The organism is Acidobacteriota bacterium, assembly GCA_026707545.1.
Lineage (GTDB): Bacteria > Acidobacteriota > Thermoanaerobaculia > Multivoradales > Multivoraceae > Multivorans.
The window spans coordinates 343,771-357,028 of the sequence record JAPOWR010000002.1; the positions used below are offsets into that span (position 1 = coordinate 343,771).

Annotated in this window: 14 protein-coding genes; 5 read left to right on the plus strand and 9 right to left on the minus strand. The window is 67.2% G+C overall.

The annotated features are described in order from the left end of the window. The gene (locus tag OXG83_13715) at nt 1-228 is read left to right on the plus strand and encodes a hypothetical protein (GenBank protein MCY3966087.1); all 228 of its coding nucleotides are present in this window, start codon (nt 1-3) and stop codon (nt 226-228) included. A gap of 61 nt (nt 229-289) precedes the next feature. Here the strand turns inward: OXG83_13715 and OXG83_13720 are convergent, their stop codons facing one another. From OXG83_13720 to OXG83_13730, 3 genes are read right to left on the minus strand one after another with little or no spacing between them, the layout of a single operon-like run. Next, on the minus strand, nt 290-1,195 hold the full coding sequence (locus OXG83_13720; protein MCY3966088.1) for an alpha/beta hydrolase: 906 nt from the start codon (nt 1,193-1,195) through the stop codon (nt 290-292). A gap of 9 nt (nt 1,196-1,204) precedes the next feature. Then, the gene (locus tag OXG83_13725; GenBank protein ID MCY3966089.1) at nt 1,205-1,930 is read right to left on the minus strand and encodes a hypothetical protein; all 726 of its coding nucleotides are present in this window, start codon (nt 1,928-1,930) and stop codon (nt 1,205-1,207) included. A 37-nt stretch (nt 1,931-1,967) separates the two neighbouring features. Then, nucleotides 1,968-2,744, minus strand: a complete 777-nt coding sequence (locus OXG83_13730) for a hypothetical protein (protein ID MCY3966090.1) — start codon at nt 2,742-2,744, stop codon at nt 1,968-1,970. A 44-nt stretch (nt 2,745-2,788) separates the two neighbouring features. Here OXG83_13730 and OXG83_13735 point away from each other — a divergent pair, with 44 nt between their 5' ends. Beyond that, nucleotides 2,789-3,295, plus strand: coding sequence for a hypothetical protein (locus OXG83_13735; GenBank protein ID MCY3966091.1), 507 nt, complete (start codon nt 2,789-2,791; stop codon nt 3,293-3,295). Nucleotides 3,296-3,527: 232 nt separating this feature from the next. Here OXG83_13735 and OXG83_13740 read toward each other — a convergent pair whose 3' ends face one another. The 6 genes from OXG83_13740 to otsB form a co-directional block, all read right to left on the minus strand. Then, on the minus strand, nt 3,528-4,187 hold the full coding sequence (locus tag OXG83_13740; GenBank protein MCY3966092.1) for a hypothetical protein: 660 nt from the start codon (nt 4,185-4,187) through the stop codon (nt 3,528-3,530). 159 nt (nt 4,188-4,346) lie between these two features. Then, on the minus strand, nt 4,347-5,291 hold the full coding sequence (locus OXG83_13745) for an outer membrane beta-barrel protein (GenBank protein ID MCY3966093.1): 945 nt from the start codon (nt 5,289-5,291) through the stop codon (nt 4,347-4,349). A gap of 87 nt (nt 5,292-5,378) precedes the next feature. Next, nucleotides 5,379-6,119 (minus strand): class I SAM-dependent methyltransferase, encoded by a 741-nt coding sequence (locus OXG83_13750; protein MCY3966094.1) that lies wholly within the window; start codon nt 6,117-6,119, stop codon nt 5,379-5,381. A 2-nt stretch (nt 6,120-6,121) separates the two neighbouring features. Continuing rightward, on the minus strand, nt 6,122-6,823 hold the full coding sequence (locus OXG83_13755) for a GPP34 family phosphoprotein (GenBank protein ID MCY3966095.1): 702 nt from the start codon (nt 6,821-6,823) through the stop codon (nt 6,122-6,124). A 9-nt stretch (nt 6,824-6,832) separates the two neighbouring features. Continuing rightward, a complete protein-coding gene (locus OXG83_13760) occupies nt 6,833-8,632 on the minus strand; it encodes a glycoside hydrolase family 15 protein (GenBank protein ID MCY3966096.1) in 1,800 nt (599 codons plus the stop codon). Next, nucleotides 8,629-9,432 (minus strand): trehalose-phosphatase, encoded by an 804-nt coding sequence (otsB, locus tag OXG83_13765; GenBank protein ID MCY3966097.1) that lies wholly within the window; start codon nt 9,430-9,432, stop codon nt 8,629-8,631. The genes OXG83_13760 and otsB overlap by 4 nt, the downstream gene beginning before the upstream one ends. A 37-nt stretch (nt 9,433-9,469) precedes the next feature. Between otsB and OXG83_13770 the strand changes: the two genes are divergently transcribed. The 3 genes from OXG83_13770 to msrP all read left to right on the plus strand — a co-directional run bounded on the left by OXG83_13770 (nt 9,470) and on the right by msrP (nt 13,258). Beyond that, nucleotides 9,470-10,867 (plus strand): trehalose-6-phosphate synthase, encoded by a 1,398-nt coding sequence (locus OXG83_13770; protein ID MCY3966098.1) that lies wholly within the window; start codon nt 9,470-9,472, stop codon nt 10,865-10,867. A 5-nt stretch (nt 10,868-10,872) separates the two neighbouring features. After that, nucleotides 10,873-12,060: a 4Fe-4S dicluster domain-containing protein gene (locus tag OXG83_13775; GenBank protein MCY3966099.1), complete on the plus strand. Its 1,188-nt coding sequence runs from the start codon at nt 10,873-10,875 to the stop codon at nt 12,058-12,060. Nucleotides 12,061-12,154: 94 nt separating this feature from the next. Further along, a complete protein-coding gene (msrP, locus tag OXG83_13780) occupies nt 12,155-13,258 on the plus strand; it encodes a protein-methionine-sulfoxide reductase catalytic subunit MsrP (protein ID MCY3966100.1) in 1,104 nt (367 codons plus the stop codon).

A 13,258-nucleotide genomic window follows, 5' to 3' on the forward strand; every position in this document is an offset into this window, starting at 1 on the left:
ATGCGTTTGCACATCGCGTTAGACGACGATCTCGTGGCGGAACTCGACCGCCGTGCAGGTCCGGGGCAGCGTAGCGCTCTCATCGCTCGACTGATCCAACGCGGACTCGATGACGAACGGCGCTGGGATGACATCGAGTCGGCGCTCGGCGGCATCTCCGACACGGGCCACGACTGGGACCACGACCCGGCGGAGTGGGTGCGACGCCAACGGCACGGCGACCGGTAGCCCTCAGGCTGACCTCGAACGCTCCTTCCGGGCTGCGACTGGCCTAGTCCCTTCTCTTCCGTTACGAGGCCGCCTCCATGACGCACCGCTCCACGAACGGCATCATCGCCGCGACGCACTCTGCCGGCTGCTCAAGCTGGAGCAAGTGTGTCGTGTCTGGCACGAAGTCGTAGTCGAGGGCCAGGATCTCCCCGAGATCCACCGTGGGCAGAAATGAGAAAGGCACCGTGGGATCGGAGCCGATGATCTTCGCGGGACACGAAACGCGGCTCAGGTCCGCGGCTCCTGCCCATCGAGGGCCTTCCAGAGAAATGGTGGCTTCGTACTCCCTCGGGCAGCGCAGTACGTATCCGTCGCCGTTCGAGGCTTGCCGCAGCGTGGTGCGCGCGATGAGTTCGGGCGCGCCGGGGCAGAGAAGCTGGAAGGCGGGCGCGCGCAGTACCCGGTCCACGAACTCCTCGCGGCTTGGGAAGCGTTCGCGACGCCTCAGAGCGGCCTCGCCCAGTTGGCGGAGCATCGTCCCCACCTTCGCGACGTCCTCGGTCCGGCAGCCTGGCGGGCAGACGACCGGGTCGAACAGAACGAGCGCCGAGTAGGCCGACTCGCGACTGGCGTGGATCAGCGCCGTTTGGGCCGATACGGAGTGGAACACCCCGATCTTCGGCTTGGCGCCGAAGTGCCGATCGATCGCCTCTGCGACGCACATGTGGTCGTCGACGAACGTTCCGATGCTGTGGGTCTCGCGATCGCCGACGGGGTTCCAGCCGTGGTTGCGGAGGTCGAAGAGAACGACATCGAACCGGTCGGTGAGCCGCGACCAGAACGGGTAGTAGGCATCGGCGGCGAAGCCGTTGCAGTGACTGACGACGAGGCGTGGTCCGCTGGGGTTGCCATGCCGCCTGAGGATGATGCGGTTGCCATCGGCCATGCGGGCCTCGGCCGTCGCCAGGGGCGCTCCGTCGGTCATCGCGCCGGACTACCCGTCTCGCTGCGACTCTTGCCGCAGGAAGCTCCTCACCAGGCCGGTGGCCGCGGCCGCTCCCGCTACAACAGCAGCGAAGACGAAGAGCCAGGGGAAGGCGCTAGACGGATACTCCTCGACCAGTTCGACTGCCCCTCTGAGAAGGACGACCAGCATGGCAATCCCGCCCGGAATGCTGAACCACGGATCGACGAATGGCTGCTCCGCCCCGTGTTCGCTTCGCTCCGAGAGCCGTGGGTAGTTGCGCGAAGTCCGGCCCCAGTTCGGTTGAGGCCTCGAGATCGCGAGGAGAAGCGCGAGAACGGCCGCTGTTGCCACGGTCCAGAGCAGCCAGACTCCTGCCGCTGACTGGGGCGGTTCGGCCGCCAGGTCCGCTACCAGGTCGAGCACCAGAACGAACACACAGAAGACAGCCGGACCCTGAAACAGCGGATCGGTGAACGTACGGTAGACATGCCAGGCTGGCTCGGGACGGGCTTCCGGCTGTCCCGGAGCCTGCCTGTTGCCCCAGGTCCGCCCGAGCGAGATGGCGATGGATGCCACCATCACAACCAGACCGGCCAGATACGCCATGGCCAGGGCCGACGTGCGGATGGTCTCAGGCGTGAGCACACCCGAGCTGAAGCCGGCGATGAGGAGCAGCGCTACGAGCGACAGCTTGGCCCAGGGACCGCTTTCGTCCCTCTCTTCTTTCGCCTTTCGTTTACCGGTTTGCTTCATCGCCCGCGTCGCCGGCCGGCTGCTCCCGCTGATCGCGTCACGGCGACTCCGACCCCGAGCCGACGGCATCGACCGAGACGTCAGAGGCCCCCGGCTCTTGGGTGTTGTCCAGCTTCCGCCGTCGGTGGAGCTGATCGATTGACGGCATGATGGTGGCCATTGCCATCGCCGCGAGCGGCGCGATGAACCATAGCGTCGCCGCGATCGAAGAGGGGTCCTCTTCGATCGCCTCCATGCCGTACCTTGCGAGGTGGACAGCCCCGACCGCCATCGCAGGAAGGGTGAACCAGGGATCGCGGAACGTCTCCGCGACCGTCGGCTTTTCGCCGCGGCGCCGGCCAGGCACACCGTCCAGGTCGGCTCTCTCGAGGCTCACTCGTCTGCTGATGCTGAGCGGCAGGACGACGGACAGAAAGGCCACGAACACGAGGTACCACACGGTCCGTTCGGAAGCCGGCGGTTCGATGATCAGGTCCGTGATCAGTCGGACGATCAACACGAACGCGCAGTAGATGGCGGGAACCTGGTACCACGGGTCCGTGAAGAGTCTCGCCTCGTGCCAGACCGGCCCCGTCTGGACCTCCGGCGGAGCTTCAGCCGGATTCAGGTAGTTGCGGCCCTGGCGCAGCAGCGACATGACGACGCTCAGTGCCATTGCGACGAGAGCGACGACGTAGGACATCGCCAAAGCAGAGGTGCGCAGGTTGTCCATCGACAGCAGGCCGTCCAGCTCTCCGGACATCAGGAGGCCCATGAGCATGGTGAACCGGGCCGACAGCTTGGAGTCGTCGTACTTCTTGGCCAGGGAGGTCATGGATTCTCAAGGTCCCTGGGTGTGCCGCGGAACACCTGCTTCCGGTGCCAGCCGACGAAGTTTGGGTCTGGGCGTTGCCGGGCGCTTTGAGGGTTGCGAATCCGCTTACCGTGACAGTCGAGGAGTTGGTGAAACGCCGGACTCTGGCCGTTTGCCTCGTCCGACACGACGAGCCTATAGCCCTTGGTCGCCCGCTCCAGGCCGATTGCTCCGCGGTCAAAGGTCTGATGGTGGAGGATGCAAAGAGCGAGACCGTTGCGGACCTGGTCGGGCCCTCCGTGAGAGTGCCACCTGATGTGTGCCGCCTCCAACGCGACGAGTTCGTCGTTGAGTCGGACATCGAAGCCGCACACAACGCAGCGTCGTTCGTACGCTCGCAGGACGGCATGGCGGAAACTGCGATCGCGGGTGGTGGGAGCCTTCGGCTGAAGCACTTGCTCAACGGGCCTCGCGAGCCTGACCGCGTCGCGGATCGAGTCGTGCAAGGAGGGTGGAAAGTGCTTGCCGAGGAGCTTTCGCGCTGCCTGCTCGATGAGTTCGGGATCGGCTAAGAGCATCCGCTGATCGGCCTCTTTGAAGCCTCCGGCCGCCGCGTGGTCGACCAGCTGCCGATGACTGATCTCGCCCTTGCCCCTGATCCGATCCAGGTCAGTGTCGGCGATGACTTCCCACAGATCGTCTCCACGCAGCCGGGCAAATGGAGCCTCGAGGTGGACAACTACCGGCCGTGACCGGCCACCGTGGTTGATCGAGCGTTCATCCTGAGGGCGGCCAGCTGCTCTATCAGCCGAACGACCTGGGCTCGAAGTCCTCGGCGTTGAGAATGCTGGCGCTGCTGCCGGTGGCCCGGATGACGAAGAGTCCCTTGCGCTCCGCGTAGGTCGTCACGGCGCCGTCGCTCTTGAGGTAGGCCACGGCGCCCAGAACCCGTTTGCCCCGGTACTCGCGTGCGAAGTCGGTGAACTTCGACAGCTTGGCAAGGAACCGGGTCACGTCCTCTGATCGCAGGGTCGTCTTGACCTCGACCACCACGACCTCCCACCGGTTCACGGCCACGATGTCGAACTCGAAGTGCTCGCCGTTTCGTCGTCCCTCGCGCCGCTGGTGGGTGTGCTCGACGGCGATTCCCCTGCCGTTGAGCAGGGGCACGAGGTCGCCATCGACCAGGCTTTCCATCAGCTTTCCCCACTGGGACGTGAAGTAGCTCTCCGTCTTCTTGAGCTGGCGGCCGGTTTCGGCTATCTGGCGGTCCGTTGCCTCCTGCCTCTTTCGGAGTGCCTCCATCTCCCTCTCGGCCTTGGCTTCTCTCTTCTTGGCCGTGGCCTCGTGCTCGGCCATGAGCGCGGCGATCTCCCGGTTCTTTCGGCCCACGTCGGCGAAGATCTCCCGAATCTCGGCGAAGGTCGGCGGCTCGCTGGGCTTGGCTGTCTCTTGCGTCGTCATGTTCTACGCTTGTCTCCTTGTCGCGGCAGGAGTTTGGACGCGTCCGGAGCGGGGCAGGACGCCGAAGGCGCCGCCGTCAGGCGGCCGCCGGGCCGGGTCGGCAAGGGACTGCAAGCATACGCGAAGGGAGGTGGCCTTCCCTGCGCCCCGGATGAGGCCTCAGAACCGATACCGCAACCCCACCGACACACCCACATACCCGTTCCCATCGAATCCCAGGTCGCTCGTGAACGGGGTCGTCCCGTCCGCCTGGACGGGTTCGTGGCTCCGGACCACCTTCCACAGGTCGCTTCCGCCGAACTCCTCGAACCGGGCCCATCGCGCCTTGATCGTGAACGATGCGTTGTCGCCGAGGGTGTGGTCCAGACCGGCCAGGACCTGGTAGCCGGAGAGGGTGTCGCTGAACTCGCTGTCGAAGAGGCTGATCGTGCCGGCGCCCGCCGCCGGACGATCGGCGAGGGTAAGTGGCGGGTCGACGTCCTGGTAGCCCTGCGCGAGCGTCTTGCGCAGGAGGCGGGCGCCGTAGCGGAGGCTCACGCGGGCCTGGCCGACCCCCAGGCCGACGAAGGGGGTCCAGGACGTGGAGTTGTCGAAGTCCCAGTAGGCGTTGACGAAGAGCTCGCGCGAGTCGAAGTCCGAGACCGTCACGGTGGGAGGATCGACTGGACTCCACTCGGTCATCTTGTTGTCGAAGGTCGGGTCGCCGGTCGTCGACAGGAAGTGGATCGTGCCGCCGTCGTGCTGCCGGGCCGTGTGCTCCACTTCGACGCGCAACCTGCCCAGGTCGTAGCCGATACCGAGGCTGCCGGTGAAGCGGGAACCGAGGTCGAAACGATTGGTGACTTCGGGCGACGAACCCGGTCCGCTGCACGCGGGGTCTCCCGTCGGCGCCATGGCCGGATCTGCGTAGAGCAGGACGTCGCACCTCGTCGGATGGTCGGCGCCCGAGATGGCGGCCTCCAGGGTGGAGGCTTCCACGAGGCCGGCCTCGAAGGCGACGTAGAAGCCGCGGTCCTCGGCGCCCGCCCAGCCGGCGATGCCGAAGACGCAAACGCTGAGCGAAACGGCGAGGAATGGGCGGGTTCGCGAACGGTTCTTGGTCAAAGCTGTCCCTCCTGACGGTTGGGGACTATACGGGTCGTCCGGGAGGCGACGTCAGAGCGGAAACGAAGAAGCCGTCGGGGACCTCTGTTACCCGAGGGACGGACGCCGGCAGACGAACAATTCGTACTCCCCCGGTTCGATCTCCGAGTGGTCGCAGGGCACGGCTTCTGCCTCGAATCCCACGTCGGCCAGCAGGTCGAGCCAGTCGGTGCGGCGAAAGAGGCCCGTGACGTGCCGGTCGTGCACAACCTCGACGCTGCCGTCCTGTGAGCGGAGTACGAAGGCGTAGTCCGTGGTGATCATCGTGTCCGTGGGGTCGGGGTCCCAGGTGTTCTCGAGGTAGTGGGCGCTCCGGTCCTCTCCGTCGCAACCGCCGCAGTCGGTACTGGGCCGGAAGTTCTCGCGCAGGTGGTCGGGCGCGAAGAGAGCGGCGCCTCCGGGCCGGCAGTGGACCCATGCGGTCTCGATGGCGGCGCGGAGATCGTCGAGCGTCGTCATGTAGTCGATCGCGTCGTGGACGAAGACGCAGTCGAACGTCTGGTCGAGGCGGACTGTCCGCATATCGCCCTCGACGTGCCGGCACTCGGGGTTGAGCTGCCGGCTCATCGCCAGCATCCCGGGCGAGAGGTCGACCAAGGTCATCTCGAAATGCGCCTTGAGGTGGGAGGCGTTGTGGCCGCCACCGCTGCCGAGTTCGAGGACGGTCCGGGGGGTGACGTCGGCCTCTTCGAGCAGGTGCCGGAGGTAGATGCCGGCTTCCTCTTCGTACTCCTCGGGCGGCGAGATCAGCGGCCACCAGGGGGCGATCTCAGCGTAGAGCCTGGGCAAGGTCAGCCGGAGTTCGAGGAGGTCGAGGCGGCGATGATGGCGGGCATGACGGCAGCCGCGGCGATGGCGGCCTGCGCCGCTTCGACGGCGTTCGCGGTGGCGCGGCCGATGACGTCTCCCTTCACGAGGCTCTTCAGACGCTGCTTTCGGGGCCTCAGTTCCCCGCGGCCGAAGGTCGGGTTGAGCAGACCCACCGCGTGGGCGAGCGCGGTCAGGACGACCGTCCGCGGCTCGACCTCCCGGTCGTCAGTGAAGATCGCGGCCCGCAGGCGCTCGATGATCTCGCGTTCGGGGCCAGGGTCGATCTCCGGGAACACCCGCCGCTTGAAGATGAGCAGGATCTCCTGCTCATCCGCCCGCAGGATACTCCGCGCGCAGAGTTGTTCGGCGACCCGGTGGTGGAGCTTCCCCATGGAGGAGAAGCGTGTGATCCACGTCTGGACCGAGGCCCGCCGTTTGGCGGATCGGATTCTCTTCAGGCACTCGTTGAGGATGGCGTCGTCGGTTCGGCTGATGTCGCGGACCTCGACCAGCTTGCGCCAGCGGCGCGATTCGTCGATGCGGATGCGTTCCTGAAGCAGCAACTCGGCGGCGATCGCGCCGCCGAGTCCGATGGTCGTGTGGGCGCCGCCCAGGGTGCCCTTCGTGTCGTGCAGGGCGAGGAGCAGCAATTCCTCGTGGAGGTGGAGTCGGTCGGCGTTCATGAGTCGAGTCTAGAAGGCCTCGCTCCAGGGCCGGCTGAGCCGTAGCGCGGAGTTGATCAGGCCGACCATGGAGTAGGTCTGGGGGAAGTTGCCCCAGAGTTCGCCGGTCTCGGGATCGAGGTCCTCGGACAGCAGGCCGACCGGGTTGCGGTGATCGAGCATCTGTTCGAACAGCTCGCGGGCCTCCTCGCCGCGGCCGAGGGCGTTGATCGCGTCGATGTACCAGAAGCTGCAGACGGCGAAGGAGGTCGTGGGGGCGCCGAACTCGTCCTCGCGGTAGCGGAAGAAGTGGCCGCCGGAACGCAGCGGCTCGAGCGACTCGACCGTGGCCGCGAAGCAGGGGTCGGCGGCGTCGAGGAAGCCCAGATCGTGGAGCAGGAGCAGGCTGGCGTCGATGCCAACGCCGTCCAGGGTGGCGGCCAGGCCGCCGCCCTGGGTTTCGGCGTGCTGGAGGACGTGCGAGCGAATCGCTTCGGCCCGGTTCGTCCAGTGTCTCTGGCGATCGGTCAGGCGGAGCGCTCTCGCGATGCGAGCCAGACGGTCGCAGGCGGCCCAGCACATGACGCTCGAGAAGGTGTGGACGGCGCTGCGCTGCCGGAACTCCCAGAGGCCGGCATCCGGCTGGTCGAATAGCGCGACGGCCTGGCTGCCGAGTTGTTCCAGCCAGCCGAACACGCGCGGATTGCCGGGTTTGACGAGACGGCGGTCGAAGAAACTCTGGGTCACGGCGAGGATCGCGCTGCCATAGCTGTCGTTCTGGAGCTGGCGCCAGGCGTCGTTGCCGACTCGCACGGGCCCCATGCCGCGATAGCCGCCCAGTGCGTCGATCGTCCGCTCGGTCAGCTCCCGTTCGAACTTGATGCCATAGACCGGCTGCAGCACGCCGCCCTCGGCGGCCGCGGCGAGGTTCGTGATGTAGCCGAGGTAGCCCTCCATTGTCCGCGTTGCGCCCAACCGGTTGAGCGCCTGAACGACGAAGTGGGAATCCCGCAGCCAGCAGAAGCGGTAGTCCCAGTTGCGCCCGGTGCCCGGCGCTTCGGGGATCGAGGTCGTCATCGCCGCGAGCACCGCTCCGGTCTCCTCGAAGCTGCACAACTGAAGCGTGATCGCGGCCCGGATCACCGCTTCCTGCCACTCGAACGGTACGGCCAGGTGGCGCACGAACTCGCGCCAGTAGTTCTCCGTCCGGCTCTGGAACTCGCGTGCCACGGAGTCGACCGGCTCGGTCAGGCTCTCATCGGGTCCGAGCAGTAGCGTGAGGGGCTGCTCGAGGACGAACGAGATCTCATCGGTGACGAAGGAGACGGGGGCGTCCGTCGTCAGCCGCAGGGTCAGACCGGGGCCGACGTAGCGAATGTGGTTGCTGCCCCGGGTCACCTCGGGGCGGCGGGAGCCGTAGTCGAACCGCGGTCGCAGCCGAATGCGGATCCGCGGCTCGCCGGAGAGCCGCTCGACGGTGCGGGCGATCATCGTCGGCCGGAAGGAACGTCCGAACTGCTCGAACCGGGGCGCGAAGTCGGTGATCCGGATCGCGGCGCCATTCCCGTCGCGCAATGTCGTCAGCAGGATCGCCGTGTTCTCGAGGTAGTGCTGCTCACTCTCGCGGAACCCCTCGAGCAGGACGTCGAAGAAACCGCCGGCCTCCGGGTCCTGCTCGTCCGTACGACCCAGAAGCGAGTGGAACACGGGATCGCCGTCGAAGTGGGGCAGGCAGGTCCAGCAGATGCGGCCGCGCGGATCGATCAGGGCGCCAAAGCCGCAATTCCCGATCACGCCCCCGTCGAGCGGCCTGGACGCCCCGCCCGTCATCGGACTTCGAGACGTCTGCACAGAGCTTCCAGCCAGTGATGTAGCTCGGGCACGCCGCCGAGGCCGTATCTCGCGGCGCTGGTGCGGCCGCTCCCTTGGTCCAGGCCGACGACGATCGCGGCGCCCCCGGCCCTCTGCACGGCTTCGAATCCTTCCTCGTCGGTGATGTCGTCGCCGATGAACAGCGGCACCCGGCCGCGAAACGGCGCTTCGGTCATGAAGTCCTCGACCACGGTGCGCTTGTTCGGGCGATGGGGCTTGAGCTCCAGCACCATCTTGCCCTCCTGGACCCGGTAGCCGGAACCGAGCGCGGTGCGCACGTGTGCCATCGCCTCGCGCGCCGCGGCCTCGGCGCCGGCTGCACGCCGGTAGTGGAGCGCTAGGGTCGCCGACTTGTCCTCGAGCAGCGTGCCGGGGTGCCCGGCGACAAAGCGTTCCAGCTCTGTCCGTGCCGGCCCGAGTGCGGCCGAACCGTCGCTCCGGCTGACCTTGCCGGTTGCCGACCGCCGCTCCAGGCCGTGCAGCCCTGCCGCCGGCAGCAGGAGCGGTTCGAAAAAACGGTCGAGGACTTCGAGCGACCGCCCGCTGGCTAGAGCCAGGGCACCGTCGAGGCCCTCCCTGACGCGCGCCAGCAGGCTGCCGATCCCGTCGTCGACGTGGACCGCGTCGGGCGCCTCGGCGATCTCGATCAGAGTGCCGTCGACATCCAGGAACAGGGCCCAAGTGTGCGGCGGTGGCGCCTCAGCATCTGTATCCAGGAGGGCCCAGGCCGCGTGTGGAGGATGCGCTCTCTGCTTCACGTGGCCTCCACCGAGATCCCTTACGATACAGAAACCGATGGCCCTTCAGGACTTGCCGGCTGCTCGGCAGTCGGAGCTCGTGATCGTCGCGAACACCCTCCCGGTGCGTCGCGAGGAAGTCGACGGCGAACTGCGCTGGACGCAGAGTCCCGGCGGCCTGGTCAGCGCCCTGTCGCCGATCGTCCGTGAGGCCGGCGGCTGCTGGGTGGGTTGGACCGGCGGCGCCGACGACGCGCCGGAACCGTTCCGGCACGAGGACATCCTGAACGTGGCGGTGCCGGTGTCGGAGGCCGAAGTCTCCGGCTCCTACCAGGGGATGTGCAACTCGACCCTGTGGCCGCTCTACCACGACGCGGTGCGGCCGCCCGAGTACCACCGGCACTGGTGGAACCCGTACGTGGCGGTCAACCGGCGCTTCGCGGAAGAGGCCGCGCGCCGCACCGCGCCCGGTGGCCGGGTGTGGATCCAGGACTACCACCTGCAACTCGTGCCGCGGATGCTCCGCGAGTTGCGGCCGGACATCAGCTCCGGCTTCTTCCTGCACATCCCGTTCCCGCCAATCGAACTGTTCCTGCGCCTGCCGTGGCGGCGGGCGGTATTGGAGGGCCTGCTCGGCGCCGACGTGATCGGCTTCCAGACCCCGGCGGGCGCCTACAACTTCACGCGGCTCGCCGACCGGCTGATCGAGGCGGAGCCTCAAGGCGAGACGATCCGCTATCAGGGGCGCGACATCCGGGTCGGCGCCTTTCCGATCTCGATCGACACGGACCGTTACGCGAACGCCGCGCTTGCGCCCGAGATCCGTGAGCGGGCCGAACAGCTCCAGCAGCTTCGGCGCGGCCGGAAGATCATCCTCTCCGTCGACCGCCTCGACTACACGAAGGGCATCGACCTTCGGCTCAAGGCGTTCCTCGAGTGGCTGGGCCGCAAGGACCGGTCGATTCGCGATGCCGTGATGGTCCAGGTCGCGGTGCCGAGCCGGGAGCGCATCTCGGAGTACCAGATCCTGAGGCGCGACGTCGAGGAACTGGTCGGCCAGATCAATGGCGAGTACGGCGAGCTCGGCGTGGTCCCGGTCCAGTACTTCCGGCGCAGCCTGCCGTTCGAGGAACTGATCGCCTTCTACCTGGTCGCCGACGTGATGCTCGTGACGCCGCTCTGCGACGGCATGAATCTGGTCGCCAAGGAGTACGTCGCCACCCGGCTCGAGGACGACGGCGTGCTCGTGCTGAGCGAGTTCGCCGGTGCGGCGGCCGAGCTGCCGGACGCGCTGCTGGTCAATCCCCACGACGTGAATGCGATGGCGGCCACGATCGAACGGGCGATCACGCTCGACCCGGACGACGGGGCGCGGCGGATGAAGGCGATGCGCGAGGTCGTGCGGCGGCATTCCGTCCACGAATGGGCGGCGCAGTTCATCGAGGCCCTGGTCTGACGCGCATGGAACGCCCTGTCAGCGATGCCGAAGCGGGGTTCGAGGTAGGGGAGGACTTCGAGCGCTTCTCGCAGAAGGACGACGTCTTCTGCCGTTCGTTCTGGGATCCCGAGGTGAGGACCTCCCGCTCGGACATGTTCTATGAGACGTACCGCACCTCGGAGCTGCGCTGGCGCCCGGTCGAGGGGTTCACGCGGCGCGACTACGCGCTTCGCAACGCTTCCTGGCACGTCACCGATCTGTTCGCGGAGTTCCGGGAAGGCGCCGACCGTCGCGAGGGCTTCCTCGACCCCTACACGGTGCTCCGGGACGGTCCGGGTCCGCCGGACGAAAGCGACGAACCGGAGGAGGTCCTCGCCGCTCGACTCGCCGTCGACCTCAAGACGGCCGCCCGCGCACTGGGCGCCGACCTGATCGGCATCACCGGCTATGACGAGCGCTGGGTGTACACGCACGCCTACTCGAGGGAAACAGAGACGGAGAAGCCTCAGGAGCTTCCGGGCGAACTCGGCAACGTCGTCGTCATTGCGCAGGCGATGGACCGGAGGCTGGTACAGACCGTGCCGTCGGCCCTCAGCGGTACGGCAACGGGCGTCGGCTACAGCAGCGACACGGTCGTGCTGCTCGCGATCGCCCAGTACATCCGGAACATGGGCTACGAGGCGGTGCCGACGATGAACGACACGGCCCTGGCGATTCCTCTCGCGATCAAGGCCGGGCTGGGCGAGTACGGCCGTCACGGCCTGCTGATCACCAGGGAGTTCGGTCCCAGGGTGCGGCTCGGGAAGATCTTCACCGACATGCCCCTGGCTCACGACCGTCCGCGGCGCTTCGGCGTGCGCGAGACCTGCGAAGTGTGCCGCGCATGTTCCGATGCGTGCCCGCCGAAGGCCATCGCGATGGACGCGCCGTCGGACCGCATCTACAACATCTCCAACATCCGTGGCGTCAGGAAGTGGACGACGGACGCCGAGAAGTGCTTCCGGTTCTGGTCGAACCAGAACACCGACTGCTCGATCTGCGTCAGGGTCTGCCCCTACAACCGGGACTACTCCAGGCGCCTCAGCCGGATCTGGCGGTGGATGGCGGGCACCCCCTTGCGCCGGCTCGCCCTCTGGCTCGACCGCCTGAGCGGGCGCGGGCGGCGGATGGCGCCCCAGACGTGGTGGGGAGGTGCCCTGTCCGGCTGGTAGGCTTGAGCGTAGCGCCCGGCCGCGGAGCGCAGGAGAACAGGAGGAAGCTCCGAACGGAATAGCGACTCTGGCCGTCCCGTTCGGATCCAGCACGATGTGGATCAAGAAGTACGACCCCGCCCGCTACCTCCCGTCCGACGCCGGAGTACGGCTGCCGAGCCTCGAACCGACGCCGCGGGACGTCTACATGAACCGGCGCAAGTTCGTGGCCGCAGCCGCGGCCACAATCGGCATTGCCGGCGCGTCGCCTCTGGCATCCCAGTTCCGTCTCCGCCGGCAGGTGCCGGCGCCGCCACCGGCGCCGCCCATCGAGGAGATGCTCAAGCCGGCGCTCGAGCGGCCCGACGTCTACGGCGCCGAGCCGAGCGCAAGGCCGAAGCGCAACTCGAAGTTCGCGGGTCCGCCGGCGAGCGTCGGCGGCGAGCTGACTCCGCGCGAGGCGGCCGGCATCCACAACAACTTCTATGAGTTCTTCCCGGGCCGCGCCGGTCCGGTGTGGAAGTTCGCCGGCAAGTTCACCGTGGAGCCGTGGAAGGTGGAGGTCACGGGCCTGTGCGACAACCCGATGACGCTCGACCTCGACGACATCTTCGCCTTCGCCCATGAGGAGCGCTTCTACCACTTCCGCTGCGTCGAACGCTGGGCGATGAACGTGCCCTGGAGCGGTTTTCCGCTCAGCAAGTTGATCGAGAAGGCTGCGCCCAAGTCGTCGGCCAGGCATGTGCGCTTCTTCACGGCTCTCAAGAGGGATCAGATGCCGGGCGTCAGGGAGGCGCACTGGTACGGGTGGCCCTACTTCGAAGCCCTGCGGATGGATGAAGCGATGAACGAACTGGCCTTCGTCGCCACCGGCATTTACGGCGAGCCCTTGGTCAAGCAGCACGGTGCGCCGCTGCGCATCGTGGTGCCGTGGAAGTACGGTTACAAGAGCGCCAAGTCGATCGTGAAGATCGAGTTCGTGGCCGAGGAGCCGAAGATCTTCTGGCAGATCCAGCCCCACGAGTACGGCTACCTCTCGAACGTGAACCCGAACATTCCGCATCCACGCTGGAGCCAGGCGACCTCGCACTGGCTGCACAACAGCCAGCCGTTCGACACGCCGATCTTCAACGGCTACGGCGAGTACGTCGCCAAGCTCTATCCCGACGAGCCGACGACGATGCAGCGCGCGCTGCGGATGGGCCAGGTGGCTCGGTAG